The 18,556-nt window shown below is 65.8% G+C and carries 25 protein-coding genes; 6 read left to right on the top strand and 19 right to left on the bottom strand.

Annotation, left to right across the window (positions count from 1 at the left end; genetic code table 11):
* Positions 1-38: 38 nt before the first annotated feature.
* Complete coding sequence (ligD, locus tag AC5QAB_RS07490) at positions 39-2,588, bottom strand: DNA ligase D (protein WP_495233263.1); 2,550 nt, start codon at positions 2,586-2,588, stop codon at positions 39-41.
* Positions 2,589-2,601: 13 nt separating this feature from the next.
* On the bottom strand, positions 2,602-2,778 hold the full coding sequence (locus AC5QAB_RS07485; protein ID WP_014647169.1) for a DUF3606 domain-containing protein: 177 nt from the start codon (positions 2,776-2,778) through the stop codon (positions 2,602-2,604).
* Positions 2,779-3,025: 247 nt separating this feature from the next.
* Here AC5QAB_RS07485 and AC5QAB_RS07480 point away from each other — a divergent pair, with 247 nt between their 5' ends.
* The gene (locus tag AC5QAB_RS07480) at positions 3,026-3,523 is read left to right on the top strand and encodes a YciE/YciF ferroxidase family protein (protein ID WP_005416567.1); all 498 of its coding nucleotides are present in this window, start codon (positions 3,026-3,028) and stop codon (positions 3,521-3,523) included.
* A 31-nt stretch (positions 3,524-3,554) separates the two neighbouring features.
* Here the strand turns inward: AC5QAB_RS07480 and AC5QAB_RS07475 are convergent, their stop codons facing one another.
* From AC5QAB_RS07475 to AC5QAB_RS07465, 3 genes are read right to left on the bottom strand one after another with little or no spacing between them, the layout of a single operon-like run.
* The gene (locus AC5QAB_RS07475; protein ID WP_032962431.1) at positions 3,555-4,289 is read right to left on the bottom strand and encodes a DNA-formamidopyrimidine glycosylase family protein; all 735 of its coding nucleotides are present in this window, start codon (positions 4,287-4,289) and stop codon (positions 3,555-3,557) included.
* The gene (locus AC5QAB_RS07470; protein WP_100450068.1) at positions 4,282-5,049 is read right to left on the bottom strand and encodes a DUF72 domain-containing protein; all 768 of its coding nucleotides are present in this window, start codon (positions 5,047-5,049) and stop codon (positions 4,282-4,284) included. Before AC5QAB_RS07470 ends, AC5QAB_RS07475 begins: the two co-directional genes overlap by 8 nt.
* Positions 5,046-5,513, bottom strand: a complete 468-nt coding sequence (locus AC5QAB_RS07465) for a BLUF domain-containing protein (protein ID WP_014647173.1) — start codon at positions 5,511-5,513, stop codon at positions 5,046-5,048. The genes AC5QAB_RS07470 and AC5QAB_RS07465 overlap by 4 nt, the downstream gene beginning before the upstream one ends.
* Before the next feature lie 303 nt (positions 5,514-5,816).
* On the opposite strand from AC5QAB_RS07465, the gene AC5QAB_RS07460 reads away from it, so the two are divergent.
* Positions 5,817-6,140: a KGG domain-containing protein gene (locus tag AC5QAB_RS07460; RefSeq protein WP_046430680.1), complete on the top strand. Its 324-nt coding sequence runs from the start codon at positions 5,817-5,819 to the stop codon at positions 6,138-6,140.
* A gap of 101 nt (positions 6,141-6,241) precedes the next feature.
* Here the strand turns inward: AC5QAB_RS07460 and AC5QAB_RS07455 are convergent, their stop codons facing one another.
* The 3 genes from AC5QAB_RS07455 to AC5QAB_RS07445 all read right to left on the bottom strand — a co-directional run bounded on the left by AC5QAB_RS07455 (position 6,242) and on the right by AC5QAB_RS07445 (position 8,212).
* Positions 6,242-7,150, bottom strand: a complete 909-nt coding sequence (locus tag AC5QAB_RS07455) for a manganese catalase family protein (RefSeq protein WP_046430681.1) — start codon at positions 7,148-7,150, stop codon at positions 6,242-6,244.
* A gap of 36 nt (positions 7,151-7,186) precedes the next feature.
* Positions 7,187-7,708 (bottom strand): ferritin-like domain-containing protein, encoded by a 522-nt coding sequence (locus AC5QAB_RS07450; RefSeq protein WP_046430683.1) that lies wholly within the window; start codon positions 7,706-7,708, stop codon positions 7,187-7,189.
* A 159-nt stretch (positions 7,709-7,867) separates the two neighbouring features.
* A complete protein-coding gene (locus tag AC5QAB_RS07445; RefSeq protein ID WP_100450505.1) occupies positions 7,868-8,212 on the bottom strand; it encodes a hypothetical protein in 345 nt (114 codons plus the stop codon).
* Between the two features lie 207 nt (positions 8,213-8,419).
* On the opposite strand from AC5QAB_RS07445, the gene AC5QAB_RS07440 reads away from it, so the two are divergent.
* Complete coding sequence (locus AC5QAB_RS07440) at positions 8,420-8,812, top strand: response regulator (RefSeq protein WP_014647178.1); 393 nt, start codon at positions 8,420-8,422, stop codon at positions 8,810-8,812.
* A 16-nt stretch (positions 8,813-8,828) separates the two neighbouring features.
* Here the strand turns inward: AC5QAB_RS07440 and AC5QAB_RS07435 are convergent, their stop codons facing one another.
* The 8 genes from AC5QAB_RS07435 to AC5QAB_RS07400 all read right to left on the bottom strand — a co-directional run bounded on the left by AC5QAB_RS07435 (position 8,829) and on the right by AC5QAB_RS07400 (position 14,648).
* Positions 8,829-9,227 carry a BLUF domain-containing protein gene (locus AC5QAB_RS07435; protein ID WP_197561107.1) on the bottom strand — a complete coding sequence of 133 codons (399 nt, stop codon included), beginning with the start codon at positions 9,225-9,227 and terminating at the stop codon, positions 8,829-8,831.
* 135 nt (positions 9,228-9,362) lie between these two features.
* A complete protein-coding gene (locus AC5QAB_RS07430) occupies positions 9,363-9,791 on the bottom strand; it encodes a BLUF domain-containing protein (protein ID WP_197561108.1) in 429 nt (142 codons plus the stop codon).
* 83 nt (positions 9,792-9,874) lie between these two features.
* Positions 9,875-10,600 carry a glycosyltransferase gene (locus tag AC5QAB_RS07425; RefSeq protein WP_197561109.1) on the bottom strand — a complete coding sequence of 242 codons (726 nt, stop codon included), beginning with the start codon at positions 10,598-10,600 and terminating at the stop codon, positions 9,875-9,877.
* A complete protein-coding gene (locus AC5QAB_RS07420; protein ID WP_032955967.1) occupies positions 10,597-11,184 on the bottom strand; it encodes a class I SAM-dependent DNA methyltransferase in 588 nt (195 codons plus the stop codon). Before AC5QAB_RS07420 ends, AC5QAB_RS07425 begins: the two co-directional genes overlap by 4 nt.
* Positions 11,181-11,939, bottom strand: a complete 759-nt coding sequence (locus AC5QAB_RS07415; RefSeq protein WP_032955969.1) for a PIG-L deacetylase family protein — start codon at positions 11,937-11,939, stop codon at positions 11,181-11,183. Before AC5QAB_RS07415 ends, AC5QAB_RS07420 begins: the two co-directional genes overlap by 4 nt.
* Positions 11,927-12,868 (bottom strand): acyl-CoA dehydrogenase, encoded by a 942-nt coding sequence (locus tag AC5QAB_RS07410; protein WP_197561110.1) that lies wholly within the window; start codon positions 12,866-12,868, stop codon positions 11,927-11,929. Before AC5QAB_RS07410 ends, AC5QAB_RS07415 begins: the two co-directional genes overlap by 13 nt.
* A 102-nt stretch (positions 12,869-12,970) precedes the next feature.
* Positions 12,971-13,474 (bottom strand): hypothetical protein, encoded by a 504-nt coding sequence (locus tag AC5QAB_RS07405; RefSeq protein ID WP_495233262.1) that lies wholly within the window; start codon positions 13,472-13,474, stop codon positions 12,971-12,973.
* A gap of 10 nt (positions 13,475-13,484) precedes the next feature.
* Positions 13,485-14,648 (bottom strand): zinc-dependent alcohol dehydrogenase, encoded by a 1,164-nt coding sequence (locus AC5QAB_RS07400; RefSeq protein ID WP_049407369.1) that lies wholly within the window; start codon positions 14,646-14,648, stop codon positions 13,485-13,487.
* Between the two features lie 148 nt (positions 14,649-14,796).
* Here AC5QAB_RS07400 and AC5QAB_RS07395 point away from each other — a divergent pair, with 148 nt between their 5' ends.
* The 3 genes from AC5QAB_RS07395 to AC5QAB_RS07385 all read left to right on the top strand — a co-directional run bounded on the left by AC5QAB_RS07395 (position 14,797) and on the right by AC5QAB_RS07385 (position 16,297).
* Positions 14,797-14,985, top strand: coding sequence for a hypothetical protein (locus tag AC5QAB_RS07395; RefSeq protein WP_014647187.1), 189 nt, complete (start codon positions 14,797-14,799; stop codon positions 14,983-14,985).
* Between the two features lie 100 nt (positions 14,986-15,085).
* Positions 15,086-15,724 carry a DUF6766 family protein gene (locus AC5QAB_RS07390; RefSeq protein WP_049407371.1) on the top strand — a complete coding sequence of 213 codons (639 nt, stop codon included), beginning with the start codon at positions 15,086-15,088 and terminating at the stop codon, positions 15,722-15,724.
* A 3-nt stretch (positions 15,725-15,727) separates the two neighbouring features.
* Positions 15,728-16,297: a cysteine hydrolase family protein gene (locus AC5QAB_RS07385; RefSeq protein WP_053494322.1), complete on the top strand. Its 570-nt coding sequence runs from the start codon at positions 15,728-15,730 to the stop codon at positions 16,295-16,297.
* A gap of 7 nt (positions 16,298-16,304) precedes the next feature.
* On the opposite strand, the gene AC5QAB_RS07380 is transcribed toward AC5QAB_RS07385, so the two are convergent.
* From AC5QAB_RS07380 to AC5QAB_RS07370, 3 genes are all read right to left on the bottom strand, one after another.
* On the bottom strand, positions 16,305-16,538 hold the full coding sequence (locus AC5QAB_RS07380) for a metallothionein (RefSeq protein ID WP_495233261.1): 234 nt from the start codon (positions 16,536-16,538) through the stop codon (positions 16,305-16,307).
* Between the two features lie 121 nt (positions 16,539-16,659).
* Entirely contained in the window at positions 16,660-17,106 is a 447-nt protein-coding gene (locus tag AC5QAB_RS07375) for a Rap1a/Tai family immunity protein (RefSeq protein WP_321210526.1), read from the bottom strand.
* Between the two features lie 355 nt (positions 17,107-17,461).
* Positions 17,462-18,445: a LacI family DNA-binding transcriptional regulator gene (locus AC5QAB_RS07370; protein WP_014647193.1), complete on the bottom strand. Its 984-nt coding sequence runs from the start codon at positions 18,443-18,445 to the stop codon at positions 17,462-17,464.
* Positions 18,446-18,556: the final 111 nt, after the last annotated feature.

Here is an 18,556-nt window from a genome sequence, read left to right as displayed (position 1 = left end):
GGTTCGGGCTGACAGACGGTACGCAGCACGGGCCTGGCCTACGGGTCTGCCCGGGCCCATCGGGCGAGATTCTGCTTCACTTCCGCGATGCCGGCCCAAGGGTCCTTGCGGCGACGTCTGAGCTTTGCGGGCACGTCCTTGATCGTGAAGGCGTTGGCGCGCTTGAGTTTCGCCAGATCACCCCAGGCGATCGGCAGTGCCACCGGCGCGCCCGGCCGGGCGCGCAACGAATAGGACGCAACCGCCGTCGCACCGCGCCCATTGCGCAGATAGTCGACGAAGATCCGCTTGTTGCGCAGGCTCTTGGTGGCGGTTGCCAGGAACCGCTGCGGTTCGGACTGTGCCAATGCATCGGCGAAACCCTTCGCAAAACGCTTGGTCAGGTCCCAATCGCACCCTGGGTTGAGCGGCACGACCACGTGCAGGCCCTTTCCGCCGGAGACTCGCAGGAACGATTCCAGCTCCAGCTGCGCCAGCAGTTTCCGGATATCGGTTGCCGCTTTCTTGACTTCGGCAAAGGGCACATCCGGTCCGGGATCCAGATCGAACACCACCCGGTCGGCCCTGTCGGGCGCCTCGGCGTGGCTGCCCCAAGGGTGGAACTCCAACGCGTTGAACTGCACCAGTTCCAGCAGGCTGGCTGCGTCCCGCACCACCAGGTAATGGGCGTTGATGCCGCTTTCCTCCTTCAGCCTTACCGGATCGACCAGCGCCAGCCCGGCCGTATGGTGTTTCTGGAAGAAGCAGGGCTTTGCGGTGCCGCTGGGGCAGCGGATGATCGACAGCGGACGATCCACCACCTCGGGCAGGAGGTGCTCCATCACTGCTGCGTAGTAATCCCACACGTCCTGCTTGGTGTAGCCGTCGCCGGGAAACAGGATCTTGCCTGGGGACGACAGCACGGGGGGCGCGCGATCCGTTGCCGGCGCCCTTTCCACCCGGCGCCCACGCCGCGCGGGCGCTTGCGACCGCGCAGCGGCCGGGGCCGCTCCGGCGCGATCGGAATCGGCGAGGTCGGCGATATCCTTGTCCGCCCGCACCGCCTTCAGCGACGCCTGGCGCAACAGTTGCTGCCCACCGATTCCGCGGTAGAAGACCTCCACCACGAAACGCGGTTCGAACCAGGTCGCGGCGCGCAGATCGGTGTCCTGCGTGGGCACGTACGCGGTTGGCTTGTGGCCGCCGCCGCCCTTGATGCGCTTGCTGATGTCGCCAATCAGTTCATCCGAGAACCCGGACCCGACGCGGCCTGCGTAGAGCCAGCCATGCGTTGCGTCTGGCCGGGCCAGCAGCAGCGAACCAAAGCCGGTGCGGCTGCCTTTGGGTGCGGTGTAGCCCACCACCGCGAACTCGTCGCTGGCCAGCTGCTTCGTCTTGCGCCAGTCCTCGCTGCGGCCGCTGTGGTAGCTGCGATCGGCGCGCTTGGAAATGATGCCCTCGAAGTGCTGCTCACCGGCCAGACGATAGGCCTGGTCGCCATCCCCCTGTACATGCGAACTGAAGGCCAATGGGCTGCCCTGCCCCTCCAGCACCGATTGCAGCAGGGTCTTGCGCTCAAGCAGGGGCGCATCGGCCACATCCACGCCATCAAGATGCAGCAGATCGAACAGTGCATACGTCAGGACGCCCTGCCGCTCGCCGGAAAGCGTGGCCTGCAGCAGGTTGAAGTCTTCCTTGGTGCCGGCGCCGGCGATCAGCTCGCCGTCCAGTGTCGCCGAAGTCAGGCCCAGGGCCGCGATCGCGTCACGTATTTCGGGAAGTTTGGCGGTCCATTCCAGCGCGTTCCGTGACCACAGCTGCACGTTGCCCTCAGCCACCGTAGCAAGGATGCGGTACCCGTCCCATTTGATCTCATGCACCCACTGCCCGCCCTGGGGCGGCGCTTCGCCCAGCTTGGCCAACTGCGGCTCAAACGGCCCGGACGGCGCTGCGGCCCTTTTCGCCTTGCTGAGCGCCAGGGCCTTCTTCGCCCAGTTCTTTCGCAGGGCGCGTGTGGCAGGTACCGCCGTCAGCCGCTTCTTCGCGGCCTTGCCAGCGCCGGCACGCTTCAGATCCTCCGGTGGCGCTTCAGCGACGTCCCCCAGCAGATCGTCTGCCTCGATATCGCTGGCAAATTCGTCGTCGTCCTTGAACAGCAGCCACTGTGGCTGGCGCGCGGGCTTTCCCGACCGGACCAGATGCCAGCCGCCTTTCAACTTGGTACCGAACAGCTCGAAGCGCAGATGGCCCTTGGCGAGCTGGGCTTCCGGATCGCCCTGCGTGGCCCATACACCGTGGTCAAACTGGGCGACATGGCCGCCGCCGTACTGGCCCTTGGGAATATCACCCTCGAACGCCGCGTAGTCCACCGGGTGGTCTTCCACTTCCACCGCCATGCGCTTGACCTTCGGGTCGTAACTGGGGCCTTTGGGCACCGCCCAGCTCTTCAGCGCATCGCCAACCTGCAGGCGGAAGTCATAGTGCCTGCGGCTGGCATGATGCAGCTGCACCACGAAAATGGCGCGCTGGCCTTTCGGCAGCGCCTTGCCCGGCTCGGGCTCCTTGGTCTGGTCAAAACGACGCTTGCGGCGATACTCGACCAGGGACATGGCCAGCTCCGCGCTATTTGCCCAGGTGCTTCCGGACAGCAACCGCCGTGGGCCCGACTGCCGCGACGGCCGCGCGAAGTTCGTCGGCGGACACGCCCAGCGTCGTGGTCCAGTACCGCAGTTCGTAATCCTCATTGACGTTGATGCGGTCCCGGTCCGGGCTGCCGGCGTTGTTCTTGTCATCGCTCATGGGAGTCTCCAGCGTGATCGGGGGTGAACTGACCGTACCGGCCACTCCATGGGCACGGAGCGATGCCACTGTGAAGCCATGGCGAAGGCCGCCGGCACGGCGTCCTGCCGATGCGCGAAAGACGCTGCTTCGTGAAGGCAGCGCGCAGGGTCCGCGTGGGAATTCACATGCCGCCTTCACTCCTTCCCCGCCTGATCGCAACCGGACGGGACCTACTCTGAGCACTCCATTCACAGCGGAGCCCAGCATGGCTATCAAGACGGCGGAAGATCTGTTCATCCACGAGCTCTCGGACATCTACAGCGCCGAGAAGCAGCTGACCAAGGCGCTTCCGCGCCTGGCCCGTGCGGCCGAGAATCCGGATCTGGCCGCAGCGTTCGAAACGCACCTGGAAGAAACCCAGGGGCAGATCGAACGCATCGACCAGGTGGTCGAGGTGCTCGGCATCCGCCTGAAGCGCATCAAGTGCGCGGCGATGGAAGGCCTGGTCGAGGAAGGCAAGGAGGTGATCGACAGCATCGACAAGGGGCCGGTGCGCGATGCTGCCCTGATCGGTGGCGCGCAGAAGGTCGAGCATTATGAAATAGCCTCCTACGGCACCATCGCCGCGCTGGCCAAGCAGCTGGGCTACAAGGATGCCCTGCCGTTGCTGCTGGAGACGCTGGAGGAAGAAAAGGCGACCGATGAGAAGCTGACCCTGCTGGCCAAGGGCGGCGGCAATGCCAAGGCCGCGCAGGCCGCCTGAGTCGAATCGCAGGCCGCCATGGACGGCGGCCTCAGGGTGGGTAGAGTACCTGATCGTTTGGGCAGAAGAACGTGCGTCGCCGCGTCGTACCCATGTACAGCTTGCTGACCGGGCCACCGCAGAGCGGGCACACCTTGCGCGTATGCACCTGCCAGTGCTTCTTCAATTCGAAGCGCCGTTTCCATTCCAGGAAGTCGAAGCTGTAGGCACGGGCCTGGGTGATCAGGGCGGTGAGCTTGCGCGGTGGCAGGTCGCCCAGTCGCGTGGCCGGATGCACGCGGATGCGGAACAGCACCTCGTTCTTGATGATGTTGCCGACGCCGGCGAAGATCGTCTGGTCCAGAAGCGCATCACAGACCAGGGTGTCCGGCAGCGCCTTCAGCTTGCGCCGTGCCAGTTTTGGATCCCAGGCGTCGTTCATCACGTCCGCCCGCCAGTCGTAGACGTCGTCCAACGGCTGGTCGATCAGCCGGACGGAACACGCATAGAAATTCAGTTCCCCGTTCTCGAATGCCAGCGATACCCGTGCAGGAACTGGCTTCCGTTCGTCGATGCGCCAGCTGCCGAACATCATCAGATGGATGCGCAGCGTGTGGTGGCTGAACTCCAGCAGGAAGTGCTTGCCCCAGCTGCGAACCGCCTTGACCCTGCGTCCCTGCAGCGGTGACAGGTCGATGCGGCTGTTGCCGGAGACGCCGCGCACGACGTGACCCTTGAAGCGGCTGGCGGCTTCGCGCAGCAGGACAATGGACGGACCCTCAGGCATGCGCGTTCTCCTGCAGCAGTGCCTGCAGGTGCAGGGCGTTGCCGGTCGCGTGGCCCAGCGCGGTGTTGTCCAGTACGCACCAGGCGCGGCGCTGCGCAGCGGCTTCACGCTGCAGGTGCTGGGCCAGCCCCGCCAGCGCCTGTTCGCTGTAGGGGCTGCGATAGATCTGCGGCTGCCCGTGCCAGCGCCAGTAGCTCCACGTGCGGTCACCGCCCGGGACCGCTGCTGCCGGTACCCGGGCCGGGTCAGCCGCGACCCGTGCGATGCCATGGTCGCTCAGCAGCGTGTCGACGTCCGCAGTGAACCAACTGGGATGGCGCGGTTCGCAGGCGACATCAACCGAGGTGCGTGCGCGCAGTCCGTGCAGGAATGCCGTTACGGTCGCCGGCTCATACGCCAGGCTGGGCGGCAGCTGGAGCAGCAGCGGCCCCAGCCTGTCCCCCAGCGCGATCACGCCATCAAGGAACAGCGCCAGCGGCTGCATCGCGTCGCGCAGCCGGCGTTCATGGCTGATCACGCGCGGCAGTTTCACCGCGAAGCGGAAACCCGCGGGCACGCTCGCCGCCCACCGGGCGTAGGTGGCCGCCTGGTGGGGGCGGTAGAACGAGGAATTGATCTCGACCATCGGCAGGCGGGTGGCATAGCGCTGCAGTACGCTGTCGCCTGCGCCGAACGCCGCCTGCGCCGCGCGCGACAGCGACCAGCCTGCGCAGCCGATGCGTACCTGTCCTGGCGTGCCCGGGGCGTCGGCTGCGCTCATCGTGCCACCGGTCCGTCCGGTTCCAGCAACCGGCCATCGCCGGCGCCTGGCGGCGCCTGCGCCACCGATTGCAGTCGATCAAGCGCACTGGTGCCAGGAGCGAGCGCGGAGGCGCTGCGCACGAAGCCGGTCCAGTCGGAGATCGCGATCTTTCCCAGCGCCAGCTCATCCACGCGCACGCTGTGCATGCGCCAGTGCGGGAACTGCCGCCGCCCCACCCTGCCCCGGTTGAGTTCGACCAGACCGTTGTGGCTGCCGGCCGCCAGGATGCGGGTGTACGCCGCGCTGACACCGGACTCCGGGCCTTCGAGATATTGCAGGAAGCGCGTGCCGTCGAACAGGAGGACGCCGGTCACATCAACCGACTCGTTGAACAGCATCGCGTCCGCGACAAGCTGCTGCAGCCGTTCTGCAGTCAGGTTTCGGGTGGCTTCACTTACATATGCAATGGCACGAAGAGGCATGACAGCACCGGGTTGTTGCAGATGGCTCTACCTTAGCGGTGCGGATCAAACGCGCGGTGACACCTGCGTGGAGGCGGCGTTGAACCTGTACGTGCCAACGCCGCGCTGCGTTGACACCCGGCTCGAGCACCACGACCGGCATGCCGTGTCTCCCGCCGATGGATTTGCTTTCGTGGAGAATGCATGAGGAAGCGCGTGCCTGCGCATGACATCACGTTGGCAGTGGTGCCACCGCCGTCTAGCGGCGGATCTGGAAGATGGCCGCTGCCGCCAATCGGGCGGCTCACTCCAAGGAGACCTTCCATGGCCAACCAGAACCAGAACCAGGGCAGCAGCAACCGCGGCTTCGCTTCGATGGACGAAGACAAGCAGCGCGAGATCGCCGCCAAGGGCGGCCGCGCCGCGCATGAGTCGGGCAACGCCCATGAATTCAGCTCTGAAGAAGCGCGCGAAGCCGGTCGCAAGGGCGGCGAAGCGGTGAGCCAGGATCGCCAGCACATGGCCGACATCGGCCGCGAAGGCGGCCAGAACAGCCATGGCGGCGGCAACCAGGGTGGCAACCAGGGCGGTCGGCAGCAACAGCAGGAACGTGGCGGCAACAACAATCGCGGTGGCCAGCAGCGTTGATCGAGACTGACCGGTTGCACCCCATGTGGGCGGACAGCGTGTCCGCCCACTTTTTTTTCACGCGAAACGTGGGGCGGAGGCCCGCCCCGGCCTGTCCCGCGTCAAGGCTCCCGTGGCGGCAGGTCGAGCGCACCGGCGCCCGGCCCGGCGCCCAGCTCGGCACCGGTTGTCGGCCGTGCTTCGGGATCGGAAAGCGTTCGCAGGGTCATGGCCTGCACCGCCGCCTGCTCGCGTGGGTCCAGGCCCACCGTGGCGCTGCCGTCACCGCCGTCCACAGCGGCCTGGGCCTCGCGGTCGCTGACCCGCTCCCACAGCTCGCCGCTGTTCCAGCTGCCCAGCAGGTCATCGGCGCCGTCGCCCTGCGACATGTCCATGTACAGGTCGGTAAAGGCGGGGTCACCCGGCTGCTTGCCCGGCGGGAAGTTGGGCTGGATGCTGTGCAATGCCTTTTCGAAGGACTTCTGGTGGGCGATTTCGCGCGTCATCAGGAAGCGCAGTGCGTCCTTGATGCCTGGATCATCGGTCACCGTGATCAGTCGTTCGTAGACCAGCTTGGCGCGGGCTTCGGCGGCGATGTTCGAGCGCAGGTCGGCGGTGGGCTCCCCGATCGAATCGACGTAGGCCGCCGTCCACGGCACCCCGCTGGAATTGACCAGCGCCGGGCCGCCCCCATACAGGATCTGTTCGGTATGGCTGGTGCTGTTCTGGCCCAGCAGCCGCATGTCCTCGGCTTCGGCAAGACCCTCGGACTGGATGGCCTTCGGGCCGCGGTTGAGCATGGCGATGATGGTGCCGATGATCTCCAGGTGGCTGATCTCTTCGGTGGCAATGTCCATCAGCAGGTCCTTGCGGCCCGGATCGCATTCACCGAGTCCCTGGGTGAAGTAACGCATTGCAGCCGCCAGTTCGCCTTGCGGGCCGCCAAACTGTTCCAGCATGAGGCTGGCAAGCTGCGGGTTGGATTCGCGCACGCGCACGGTGTACATCAGCTTCCTGTGGTGGAAGAACATGGGACTGTCTCCTGTGTATGGCAGGCGGGATCGGGATCAACGCTTGGCTTGGGCGCCAGGCGTTTCGTCACGGTTGAGGAAGGCGCCGACCAGGCTGTCCTGGTGCTCTTCCAGCCAGCGCGCCATGGCGATCTCTTCCTGCAGGATCTGGCCGCACACGGCCGCGATATCCGGCGCGGCGGCCCGCTCGGCCGCGATCACCAGTGCCCGGTAGGTGGCGATCTCGGTGTTCTCGAAGCCAAAGGAGATGCCGATGCTCTTGACGACCTCGTCCTCCATCAGGGTGTTGCCGGCGGCGTGGATCGCTGCGGTCATGCTCGCGAACAGCCCTTTGGCGGTGGGCACGCTTCCGCCGAGCGCTTCAATGCACTCGCGCAGGGAGGCGGCCTGCTGCTGCGTCTCCAGCACGTGCTGGCCGATGCGTGCGGCAAGATGGGGATAGTTCTGGATGCGCGAAGCCATGGCCTTCATCATGGTCTCCGCCTCCTGCTCCATGGCGTAGGCATCCTGCAGCCATTTCAGCAGGCGCTCGCTGCGGACGGTGTTCTGGTCTGCCATCACGGTCTCCGGTAGTGGGGCGACATGCCTCCGGAGACCATGGTGGCGAGGCAGCAATCACTGCCCCGTCGGCCGGCGTGAGCCGGCGGGCGTGCGCGCTGCACCTGGCGCTGATGCGGTCATAACATCCGCTGTTGCGTGGCAACGCCTGCCGCGAACTCAGGCGGGCATCGCGCCGGACACTACAGCGCTGCCGGCGTCGCGACGGGGGCTTGCTGCGGGTGCGCGCGCGCCTGCGGACGCCTTCAACGCCTGGATCACCCGGTGCTGCGCACGGTGCGCGCCACCTTCCACGCCCACCACGTAGACAAAGCGGCCATCGAACTTGGCCTGGGCACCCTCCAGCACGTCATCCTCCTGCAGGGCGCGCTTGAGCGACTTCATCCATGCCCGTTCGGGGGTGCGATCCAGCTCCACGACGATCGCAGCGCCGCCGCAATCCAGGGACATGCACTCCACGCGCAATGCGCAGGGGGCGGTGGGGTCGGTGGCGGATCGAGGCATGGTCATGGCTCCAGTGCTGGGGGACGGCGGCAGTATCCATGGCCGCCGCCAACGCGCCGTCAAAAAAGGCGCACCGCCTTCCACGCCGCATCGACGGCATGGAGCACCTGCGCGGGGCGGCTTCGCGCTGGGCTGACACGGCCCACGCGCGCCGTTGATGCAATACAGCACACACTGCAGTTCCCAAGGCAACACAGGCATGCGCGCATGCAATCGGAAATGGACCAGCGCAGGTGCAACCTGCTGCTGGTTGAAGACCAGCTCGACCTGGCTGCACTGATGGAACAGGCGCTGGAAGACGGCGGCGGCCGGGTGACCCACGCCTACAGCGTGTTCGATGCGCTGGGGTTGCTGGATACGCAACGTTTCGATGGCGCGGTTCTGGATGTGGAGCTCCGCGATGGCGTGGTGTTCCCGGTGGCCGATCGACTGGCGGAACTCGGCATTCCCTACCTGTTCGTGTCTGCGGTCTATGACCAGCTGGTGCCGCTGCGCCACCGCCGCGCAACCTTCGTGGCCAAGCCGTTCCACATCGACCAGTTGCAGGAAGCCGTCCAGCAGGTCGTGGGAGACGCCTGCGCGCCCCCTGCCACGCATTGAGCGGCAGACGCCGGGATTATGCCAGGTGTGGGGCTACCACCTGGCCCAGCTGGCGCAGCGCACCACCACGGGAGAGCCCGCTCCAGTTGCCACGAGCGACGCTGCGGATGTCGGCAGGGTCGGTCCAGAGCAGCCGCATCGACCAATAGGGAAAGAACCGGCCGGACACCCTGCCCCGGCCCAGCTCAAGCAGTTCGCAATGGCTGCGGGCACCGAGGATACGGCTGTACACCACGTTGATGCTGTCTTCCGGTCCCTCGATGTACTGGAGGACGCGGTGCCCATCGTAAAGAAGCACACCCGTCACGCCTGCTTCGAAGTTGAAGCGGGCAGCGGCCTTGGCGAGGTCGTCCACATGGTCCATGGAAAGCCCCGGTATCGCCTCACTTGCGTAAGCGATTGCGCGGAGGGGCACGTTGATTCCTTCTGACGCAGGAAGTGTCCTGCCCTTCCATGATGCTGCCCTTGCCGTAGCGCCAAATGAGGCGGTTCACAACCTGCCTCGCTCCATCCTCTCCCCTGCGGCACACTGCAGTAACAGGTTTCCGGCTCAGGCGGCCTTCGCGTAGGGCTCGACAATCAGCAGCAGCTTGTCCATCGCCGTGGCATCGGCCTGTTCGGTCGCTGCCCGCTGGATGAAGCTGGTCCAGTCGGCACAGGCGATCTCGCGCAGCTCATCTGCAGTGACGGACAGGCAACGCATGGGCCAGAACGGCAGCCGCCGCTGGCCGACACGCCCCCGCGCAAGTTCGATCAGGTGGATGTGACTGCTGGCGCCGGCGACACGGGAGAAGGCCACATCCAGTCCATCGGCAGGGCCCTCCATGTACTGCAGGAAGCGTTCGCCGTCGAACAGCAGCACCCCGGTCACCCCTGCGCCCCGATTGAAGCGCGCGGCATCGTCCATCAGCGCTTTCAGACGTCCCGGCGAGAATCCACTGACGGCCTCGCTGACGTAGGCGATGGCTCGATTCGGCATGGTGCCACTCCTGCTCTCCCACCGCTTCACTCTAGGACGGGCATCGTGGCGAAACCGTAAACGCCAGCCGGGAAAACATCACATCATGCCCAATTCAGCGTGGTTTCCGAGGCGCTTCCAGGTACCGCCATCCGCCGATCTGCCGCCGTGGCGGGGCGCGCACCCTCCATTCCGGCCAGGTAGGCCGAGAACCCTCCGGTCGCGCGTCCCACCAGGCGGGCACTGGTCATGACGATGGGAGCGCCGGCCCACCTTACGGCAGCGCCGATGCGTTGCAGCCTCCTCACCAGTGCAACATCCTCTCCACAGCGCAGGGGAGCAAATCCCCCGGCCGCCAGATAGGCCTGGGCGGAGACGCCGAAATTGGCACCGTGGATGCGCCCATGATCGTCGCCCCACTGCTGCCGTTTCTGGAACGCGCGTCGCAGGCGCTTCTCCGTCCTGGAGGTGGTTGCTATGTCCACCAGTCCGCAGAAGGCGTCGCACCGGCCTTCAAGCTGGGCAACCAGCCATTCGGGAGGTACCTCGCTGTCGGCATCGGTGCTCGCCAGCCATCTCGCACCGCGTCCGAGCAGCTCAGCGGCGGCCGCTGCCCTGGCAACGCCGACGCAGCGTGCTTCCAGGCGCACCGTATCGACCCGCTGCTGCTGGCAGATGGACGCGGTGGCATCCGAGCAGCTGTCCAGTGCAACCACCACCTGCACTGCTTCGCCGTGCAGCCCGGGATGCAGGGCTGCCCTTCGGATCGATTGCAGGCAGCGCTCCACGCTGGCGGCCTCGTCATGGGCCGGAACCAGGATGCCGATCATCGCAGGCCCTCGTTGCGGGCCAGCGATAGTGCGCTGCGCGTCCAGCCCTGCAGCACGAAGTCCGCATCACGATAGTGGAAGGCTTCGTGCAGGCCTTGGCCAAGGCACCGATGCACGACGTCGGTGCGACTTGCGCGCCCATGGAACGAAGGCAACCAATGGCAGGCGACCAGCAGTCCGTCGTCGCGAAGGGCCGAATCGATGCCGGCGCGCAGCTCGTGTAGCGCTGCTGCACCCAGGTAGTAGCCCATTTCCCCGCAGACGATCAGGTCGAAGCGGCCCGGCGGCCATTGCTCGGGATGGCTGGCGCAATGGACCTGCACATGCGGCAGGTGGGCCAGGTTGCGGCGGGCCCGGAACGCTGCGCGTGGGCTGATGTCGGTGGCCAGCAGGCGCTCGCAGCGGGCGGCCAAGGCCTCGGTCAGCACGCCGTTGGAGCATCCCAGCTCCCAGCCCCGAATGAACTGGCGCTGGCTCAGGCTGGCCAGCAGCAGCGCACGCTTGCGTTCTTCATACCATCGGCTGCGATAGCCGAAGGGATCCTCCTGCTCATGCAGTTCATCGAAGTACGGTTGCGCGCTCATGCCAGGAATACCTCGTAGTTCCGGAAGAATCGGGTCAATACATGTGCGGGCAGCACCGGCGGGCTGTTCAATTCCGGCACCTCGCCGGTCTGGGTCCGGAAGTGCGCGATGGCGTTTCGTTTTGCGGCAGCCACTGCTGAAATGTCGATCAGCCTGGGAACCTCCCACGCCATGTGCGCGCAGGCGGGGTCAAGCCAGTGCCAGCCCCACACCGGGTACTCCAGGCGTCGGCAGCCCACTGTCCGCACCGCCCTGCAGGCAGCACGCCCTGCGGCTTCATGATCGGGATGCCCATCAAAGCGCCAGGGTGCCAGGACCAGGTCGCTCGGCTGGAGGTGCTGCTGCAGCCAATCTTCCAGGCCCTGTTCGTGCGCACTGACCGCGCCGTCGGCGATGCCGAGATGAAACGCGGATCCAGGCCGGATACCGAGTTCGCCCAGCGCTGCGGCAAGCTCGGCGCGTCGCGCCGAGCGCAGGCGTTCTGGCGTCCACCAGTGCTCGTCCGGATAGCACGCTTCGCCATCAGTCACGGCGACGACGCGTACCTCCATGCCCTGCTCCGCAGCGTGACGGAGCAGTCCACCACAGCCGAGGATCTCGTCGTCTGGATGGGGTGCGACCACCACGACGCGATCATGGCCGGCGCACAGGGCATTGGCCGATGTTGCCGGCCGCTGCCACAGCCAATCGCAGCGCAGCCATGCCTGCTCCTGCGTTCCTTCCCCCTGCAGGGGTGTCCTGGCTACAGCGCCCATGTCGCCTCCTGGCTCGCCCGCTGGCCGCCCAGCCATTCCCAATCGCGATCTGCGTGGCTCTGCCGAAGGAACACGGTCAGGTCCGCGCAGCGACGGGCGTGGGCATCTTCCAGGCACATCGGCGCCGGGCCCAGTGCGCGCCCCGCCAGATCCAGGACACGCGTCGCCGCGCGCTCGACCACGCAGCGCAGGCGCACGACCTCTTCGCGGTGCGCCGATTCCGGCGCGGCGTCGATGCGCGCCGCCACTTCGCGAAGCAGCGCCGCCGCCGGGCCCAAGGCGAGGTCCACTTCACCCAGTAATCGCGCGCGATTCCCCTCGGTGCAGGCTGGCCGCATGCGCTCGGCCAGGGCGGCCGCCGCGCCGAACCAGACTGCCGCGATGCCCGCACCGCCGTGCCAGAAACCCGGTCGCTGCAGGTACTCATCGCGCGTTCCCAGAAGCGCCATCGGTGCGCCGTCGAACCGCACCGTGGTGGACGGAACGCCGGCCATGCCAACGGCCGGCCAGGGCTCATCTGCAAGCGTGCGCCAGTGCTTCGCTGCCACCTGGCACAGCCACACGCCCTGCGCGTTGCGGACGGTTACCAATGCCGCATCCACCCACGCGCTGCCGGAACACCAGGGCTTGTCACCATGGAGCTGACCGTGAACATCGAAGCGGAGTGTGTTGGCTGTACCTTCCGCGGCCCAGACCGCCAGTAGCTGGCCTTCAGCCAGGGCGGGCGCGTTCAGTTCGGCAATGATCGCTTGGGCGTCGTAGTGCGCCTCAAGCACTTTGGCCAGGCACAGGTCTTCCGCCCCCCATGCCGCCAGCGCCTGCCACCGCCGCAGCGTGAGGCCGCTTCCGGGCAATGGCAGGTCGGGCCGCTGGACCACTACCTCGCGAGCGCGGCTCTCCAGCGGGGATGGCGGCGTCACATGCTGCATGAAGGGGCCTGAAATGGAGAGACATGTCGAACGTAGGCGGCAAGCGGTCACATCACTGTCTGGGAGGCGTAGCCGGCGCATGAATTCTCTGCGCGATGATCCTCACGCGCTCGCTTGCCCGCGCTGCCGTCGTGCGCGCAGGCACTGCAGCAGCTCCCACAACCATGGCAGCACGACCACGCCCAGCGCCGGCAGCAGGACCAGCCACCAGACGCCCGGTGCTGCAGGCTTCACTTCGAGCGACCACCGGGGGTGGACCTGCCAGCCCACCCAGCCCAGCAGGACCCACGGCGCGGCATCGAGCACGCTGTGCACATGCTGCTCTGCCGGGCTGATGCGTCGTCTGCCGTCCGCGCTGACGGTGTCGAAGTAGCCGGCGATTGCGTGCGCGAGGACCAGAAGTGCCAGAAACGTGACGAGCGACAGCGTGTTTTCCAGCAGGAGCCATGCGAGCACCCCGCTGCCGATCAGCAGCAACTGCAGCCCATGCAACAGGCTTTCGCGCATCGCAGAGGTGTGTGGAAGGTCGGTCCGCCGGTGAAAATGGAAGTCCAGCCAGCCGGCAGCCAGCCACAGTGCGTAGACACCGGCGGCAATCGCGCTCATGGCAGCATGCTCAGGGTGTCAGCACGATCTTGCGGCAGTCGTCATCCTTGGCATCGAATATCGCGTAGCCCTGCGCAGCGTCGGCCAGGCGCATCCGGTGCGAGATGATGTCACCCGGATCCAGCTTTCCTTCCATGATTGCGTCAAGCAGTTCCGGCATCAGCCCCTGCACATGGGTCTGGCCCATCTTGAATGTCAGACCTTTATCGAACGCATCACCCAGCAGAAAACCATGGATGAAGCCGGCATAGACGCCTGGAATGCTGACCACGCCGCCACGGCGCGTTGCCGCGATGCATTGCCGTATCGCCACGCCACTGCTGCCTTCCAGCTTTACAGCGGTCAACGCTGACTCCAGCGCACTGCCCTCGGCCTCGAAGCCTACGGCCTCGATGCAGGCGTCTACGCCCCGCCCACTGGTCTGGGTAAGGATGTAATCGGCCGGGTCTTCTATCTCCTTGAAGTCGATGGGGGTCACGCCGTAAGCACGGCGTGCATAGTCCAGGCGGTAACGAAGGTGGTCGACCATGAAGATGGTCTCTGCTCCCAGCAGTCGGCAACAGGCCGCGCTCATCAGCCCAACCGGACCGGCGCCGAAGATGGCCACCGTCGAGCCGGGCTTCACACCCGCGTTCAGCGCGGCCTGATAGCCGGTCGGGAGAATGTCAGACAGGAACAGCACCTGCTCATCGGCCACGCCTTCCGGAATGCGCAACGGGCCCACGTTGGCCTTCGGCACGCGTACGAATTCGGCTTGGCCACCGGCTACGCCGCCATACAGATGGCTGTATCCGAACAAAGCAGCTGGAGGCAGCAGCCCTTTCTGGTTCAGCGCCGCGCCCTTGCCAGGATTGGTGGTCTCGCATGCGGCATATTCGGCCAGCCTGCAGTGGAAACACTCGCCACAGGCGATCACGAACGGAATCACCACGCGATCGCCCGGCTTCACCTGGGTCACGCCGCTGCCGACCTCTTCCACCACGCCCATGAATTCGTGGCCCAGTACATCGCCATCGTGCAGATCAGGAATCTTGCCGCGGTAGAGGTGCAGGTCCGAACCGCAGATGGCGGTGGCGGTCACCCGCAGTATCAGATCGTCATCCGCCGCCAGTACCGGGTCGGGCACAGTCTCGACGCGCACATCCCTGCGGCCGTGATAGGTCAATGCCTGCATCGTGCTGCTCCAGGAGCTCGGGTCTCCAGCATCGCAAGGCCGCCATCCGGCTGCAGTGACATCCCGGTGTGCGCGGCGTTCATTCTGCAGCGTCGTGGCGTTAACCCGGCGCGGCGCAGGCTTCACTCTCTCGCCGCAGGAGCTGCCCATGAACGACAAACTGCCCTTCAATCCAACGACGGATGTGGACGATCAGTCAAAAGCGCACACGCCGGACAAACGGCGCAACGATCGAGCCAGATGGAAGGAGCACGACATGCCCGACGACGGCGACGGCCCCAAGGCGGTACCGGAGGACTACGAGCGCCCTGATCCCGATCCGACGGGAAAGCGTTGAGTCCGCCTCACATCCCGGATGCGCAGCAATCACGAGGCATGGCCCTTTGCCCACGCAAGCTTCATGGACGATCTTTGGAACGGCCTGAACGAGGTGTTGCATGTGGAAACGCAACGGTCTCTCGCTGGTGCTGCTTGCGCTCACGTTGGTGTTCATTGTGGGCCAGGCAGTTGCGGGGCATCACGTGCACAACCAGGAACTGGTCGAGCACGGACGCGTGCCGATCGATTTCTGGCACTACCTGGCTACCGGGCACTTCGTCAGCGCCACGTTCGAGAACTGGGAGAGCGAGTTCCTGCAGATGGGGATGTACGTTCTGCTGACGGTCAGCCTGCGCCAGCGCGGTTCGGCCGAATCGCGGCCGCTGGACCCTGCGCAGGAACAGAATCGCATCGAACCCGGCCGCACGCCCTGGCCGGTCAGGCGCGGTGGCCTGTGGAAGGTTCTTTACGGTCATTCGCTGGCGATTGCGTTCGGGCTGTTGTTCCTGTTCAGCTTTACGCTGCATGCATTGGGAAGCTGGCGCGCCGAGGAGGCCGAACAGCAGTTGAAGGGATTGCCGCCGCCAGGCTTTGTGGAGCACCTCGCCAGCAGCACATTCTGGTTCGAATCCATGCAGAACTGGCAAAGCGAGTTCCTGGCCGTGCTGTCTCTGGTGGTGCTGACGATCTTCCTGCGCCAGAAGGATTCGCCGCAGTCCAAGCCGGTCGAGGCGCCGCATACCCAGACAGGAGATTGAACCATGGCAGATGATCCGTCGACGGCCTTGCTGATCATCGACATGTTCAGCCGTTTCGATTTCCCGGGCGCGCAGGAGCTGGCGCCCGCGGCAGAGCGGGCGGCCCGGCAGATCCGGCGCCTGAGGGATCACTTCGACGAACGCGGGTGGCCGGTCATCTACGCCAATGACAATTTCTCGGATTGGAAGCGCGATTTCCGCCAGCAGGTGGAACAGTGCCGGCGCGACGGCGGTCCGGCGGGGCGAATTGCCAGCCTTCTCTCGCCCTTGCCCGGTCATTACTTCGTGCTCAAGCCCAAGCACTCGGCGTTCCTGGCCAGTCCCTTGCCGATTCTGCTGGCCAAATTGGGCGTGCGCCGCCTGTGCCTGAGTGGCATGACGGCCGATTCGTGCGTTCTGGCCACCGCGCTGGATGCCAACGCCAGAGAGTTCGACGTCGTGTTGGCACCGGAGGTCGTGGCGGGGCTGCCTTCCCGGAAGCGGCGCGCACTGGCGCTGCTGACTGATTCGGGCGCAGCCCGGATCGCGCGGCTTTCTTCGCTTGTCTCTGGGCAGGAAGCAGGAGGGCGCTGAAGGCAGCTCAGGCCCGGTCGGCTATACCCTGTACGCCGGCATGACCGGCGCAATGTGCACAGCAGAAGATCTGGCCATTTCCTTCAACGCCATGCCCAATGACCGCGCATTTGCAGTGTGCGCAGCGGGGTGCGAATGCGTGGATCGCGCACTCGAACGAATCGAACGTGCCGCTGCGCCCGCACTGCTGCAGGGTAAAGCTCTTGTCGTAGTTGTTGCCGCAGACATCACAGGTAGCCATGGGGCACCTCGTGCTGTGGAAGGAACATGCAGTGTGGCAGCGCGAATGTCGGTGGCCGTGAATGCACCGTGTCGCGAGGGTGTAGGACGTCCGCATCGTCGCCAAGCGGGCGCGGCATGCTTCATTGGTCATTGCCGGGCTCGGCACTGTTGCCACGTGGTGTGCCGCGACCACAGGGAAACGCCGTGCGCAGCCCTTCGACAACCAGTGGCGACGCATCCTGCTGCAATCGCTCGCGGGGCAGTTGCCGGAGATGGGAAGACACATGGTCGACCAGTTCATGCGGAAGGATCTGGCCCTGCCCGCACCACTGTCCGCGGCTGGCATCGGCGACGCCCAGGATATAGCCGCTGGCTCGAGCGCTGGACAGGCTCCGGCACTGTTCACCGTCGCAGAACCCGTCATCGCCTTTCCCCTGCAGGAGGGTGATGAGTTCCGTGCCGCTGACAAGCCAGGTCCGTGCCGGCTGCGTTGTTCCGGCCACGGCGGACCCAGCCAGCGCACAGAGGCCAAGTGCGAGGAGCCGAGGCATGACGCGGCGCGCCTGGGGTTGGTGATGTCCCTTCATGTTGAGGCCCTGGCTGTTGCTTTCATGGATGCCACGCGGCAGAGGTCAAAGCCGATCAAGCTGGCCGAGAAACGCGGTGAGATCGTAGAGGCTTTCAGAATACGTCGTATTGGCCGTTTTCCATGCGCCACTGCCCGGAGATGCCTCGCCAGTCGGACCAACGGGTTGATGAAGGCACGGGCGCTGCCAGCCATCTGGACAGATGGTGATGGATGCCTGCAGGCGGAGCAGTGCTGAATATGGCTCTGACACGGCGGTGCTCCCTGTGCCTGCGTACGGATGGCTTGTAGCAGACAACGCATGACCCGCCAACACCTGGCGGCTGCTTCATGGACTGCCGCAAGCAGGCGCCGGACTATCGCCCAGCCGTCGACCCTCTCACCACGCACCTTCCCGTCATCACCAGCCTGCGCACGGGCAGCTCCGGCATGCGCAGGCGTTCCAGCAACAGCGACATCGCAGCGCGCCCCATGTCTTCAACCGGCTGCTCGACCACGGTAATGCCAGGTTCGACCAGCTCGGTCCAGCGCTCGTTGTCGAACCCTGCCAGCGCCAGCTCCCCTGGAATGGCGAGACCGGCGCTGCGTGCCGCCTTCAATGCACCCATGAGCAGCAGGCTGTTGCTGGTGACCAGCGCGTCGGGACGCGAAGGGCCGGCCAGCCATTGGTCGACCGTTGCGATGGCGGCCTCGGCCGTTGGCTCGACTTCACGGTAATCCGGCTCCAATCCGTGCGTGCGCATCGCAGCAAGATAGCCGTCGCGGCGCTCGGCCGCCGTGGTGCTGGTGCTGCCGAACAGGCCGCCGATGCGGCGATAGCCACGCTCGACGAGATGCTCGACCAGCGCGCCCATCGCCGCGGGATTGTCCAGCACCACGCTGTCGATCGACCCGCTGGCCGCGGCGCGGTCCACCAGTACCGTCGGGAAGTCCAGCGTGAGCCGTTCCAGCCGCCCCACCGTGGTCCGTGTGGGCGCAAAGATCAGTCCACTGATGCGCTCCTCGTGCATCAACTGCAGGTACAGCGCCTCGCGCTCGGGGTCTTCGTCGGTGTTGCAGAGCGTGACGCGCAGGCCTTCGCGATAGGCGACCTCCTCCACCGCACGGATAAGCGCAGTGAAGAACGGGTTGCGGATATCCGCAACGATCAACCCGATGATGCCGGTGTGCCGGGAGCGCAGCCGCCTTGCCTGCAGGTTCGGCCGATAGCCGGTCTGGCGGATCGCCACCTCGACCCGGCCGCGAACCTCTTCGCTGACCGGGCCGCCCCCGAGCACCCGCGACACGGTGGACTTGGATACCCCCGCTACACGCGCGACGTCATTGATGCTGATACTCATTGGAAACGTTCCCGGAAAAGTGCGCCTGCCATGGCCCGGCGGCTGTTCAGGACAATGCTAACGCCAAAGAGCTATTGGCATTTTGTGCAGTGCACATTGAAATAGGCGGTG

The sequence above is a fragment of the Stenotrophomonas sp. YJH_SMC_127 genome, from assembly GCF_059372445.1.
The sequence above is the reverse complement of the archived record's forward strand: the minus strand, read 5'-3'. Positions and strand labels throughout refer to the sequence as shown.

What these genes read in the sequence shown, in the direction of transcription:
- ligD (WP_495233263.1), bottom strand. Translation starts at nt 2,588, where the DNA reads ATGTCCCTGGTCGAGTATCGCCGCAAGCGTCGTTTTGACCAGACCAAG.
- AC5QAB_RS07485 (WP_014647169.1), bottom strand. Translation starts at nt 2,778, where the DNA reads ATGAGCGATGACAAGAACAACGCCGGCAGCCCGGACCGGGACCGCATC.
- AC5QAB_RS07480 (WP_005416567.1), top strand. Translation starts at nt 3,026, where the DNA reads ATGGCTATCAAGACGGCGGAAGATCTGTTCATCCACGAGCTCTCGGAC.
- AC5QAB_RS07475 (WP_032962431.1), bottom strand. Translation starts at nt 4,289, where the DNA reads ATGCCTGAGGGTCCGTCCATTGTCCTGCTGCGCGAAGCCGCCAGCCGC.
- AC5QAB_RS07470 (WP_100450068.1), bottom strand. Translation starts at nt 5,049, where the DNA reads ATGAGCGCAGCCGACGCCCCGGGCACGCCAGGACAGGTACGCATCGGC.
- AC5QAB_RS07465 (WP_014647173.1), bottom strand. Translation starts at nt 5,513, where the DNA reads ATGCCTCTTCGTGCCATTGCATATGTAAGTGAAGCCACCCGAAACCTG.
- AC5QAB_RS07460 (WP_046430680.1), top strand. Translation starts at nt 5,817, where the DNA reads ATGGCCAACCAGAACCAGAACCAGGGCAGCAGCAACCGCGGCTTCGCT.
- AC5QAB_RS07455 (WP_046430681.1), bottom strand. Translation starts at nt 7,150, where the DNA reads ATGTTCTTCCACCACAGGAAGCTGATGTACACCGTGCGCGTGCGCGAA.
- AC5QAB_RS07450 (WP_046430683.1), bottom strand. Translation starts at nt 7,708, where the DNA reads ATGGCAGACCAGAACACCGTCCGCAGCGAGCGCCTGCTGAAATGGCTG.
- AC5QAB_RS07445 (WP_100450505.1), bottom strand. Translation starts at nt 8,212, where the DNA reads ATGCCTCGATCCGCCACCGACCCCACCGCCCCCTGCGCATTGCGCGTG.
- AC5QAB_RS07440 (WP_014647178.1), top strand. Translation starts at nt 8,420, where the DNA reads ATGCAATCGGAAATGGACCAGCGCAGGTGCAACCTGCTGCTGGTTGAA.
- AC5QAB_RS07430 (WP_197561108.1), bottom strand. Translation starts at nt 9,791, where the DNA reads ATGCCGAATCGAGCCATCGCCTACGTCAGCGAGGCCGTCAGTGGATTC.
- AC5QAB_RS07425 (WP_197561109.1), bottom strand. Translation starts at nt 10,600, where the DNA reads ATGATCGGCATCCTGGTTCCGGCCCATGACGAGGCCGCCAGCGTGGAG.
- AC5QAB_RS07420 (WP_032955967.1), bottom strand. Translation starts at nt 11,184, where the DNA reads ATGAGCGCGCAACCGTACTTCGATGAACTGCATGAGCAGGAGGATCCC.
- AC5QAB_RS07415 (WP_032955969.1), bottom strand. Translation starts at nt 11,939, where the DNA reads ATGGGCGCTGTAGCCAGGACACCCCTGCAGGGGGAAGGAACGCAGGAG.
- AC5QAB_RS07410 (WP_197561110.1), bottom strand. Translation starts at nt 12,868, where the DNA reads ATGCAGCATGTGACGCCGCCATCCCCGCTGGAGAGCCGCGCTCGCGAG.
- AC5QAB_RS07405 (WP_495233262.1), bottom strand. Translation starts at nt 13,474, where the DNA reads ATGAGCGCGATTGCCGCCGGTGTCTACGCACTGTGGCTGGCTGCCGGC.
- AC5QAB_RS07400 (WP_049407369.1), bottom strand. Translation starts at nt 14,648, where the DNA reads ATGCAGGCATTGACCTATCACGGCCGCAGGGATGTGCGCGTCGAGACT.
- AC5QAB_RS07395 (WP_014647187.1), top strand. Translation starts at nt 14,797, where the DNA reads ATGAACGACAAACTGCCCTTCAATCCAACGACGGATGTGGACGATCAG.
- AC5QAB_RS07390 (WP_049407371.1), top strand. Translation starts at nt 15,086, where the DNA reads ATGTGGAAACGCAACGGTCTCTCGCTGGTGCTGCTTGCGCTCACGTTG.
- AC5QAB_RS07385 (WP_053494322.1), top strand. Translation starts at nt 15,728, where the DNA reads ATGGCAGATGATCCGTCGACGGCCTTGCTGATCATCGACATGTTCAGC.
- AC5QAB_RS07380 (WP_495233261.1), bottom strand. Translation starts at nt 16,538, where the DNA reads ATGGCTACCTGTGATGTCTGCGGCAACAACTACGACAAGAGCTTTACC.
- AC5QAB_RS07375 (WP_321210526.1), bottom strand. Translation starts at nt 17,106, where the DNA reads ATGAAGGGACATCACCAACCCCAGGCGCGCCGCGTCATGCCTCGGCTC.
- AC5QAB_RS07370 (WP_014647193.1), bottom strand. Translation starts at nt 18,445, where the DNA reads ATGAGTATCAGCATCAATGACGTCGCGCGTGTAGCGGGGGTATCCAAG.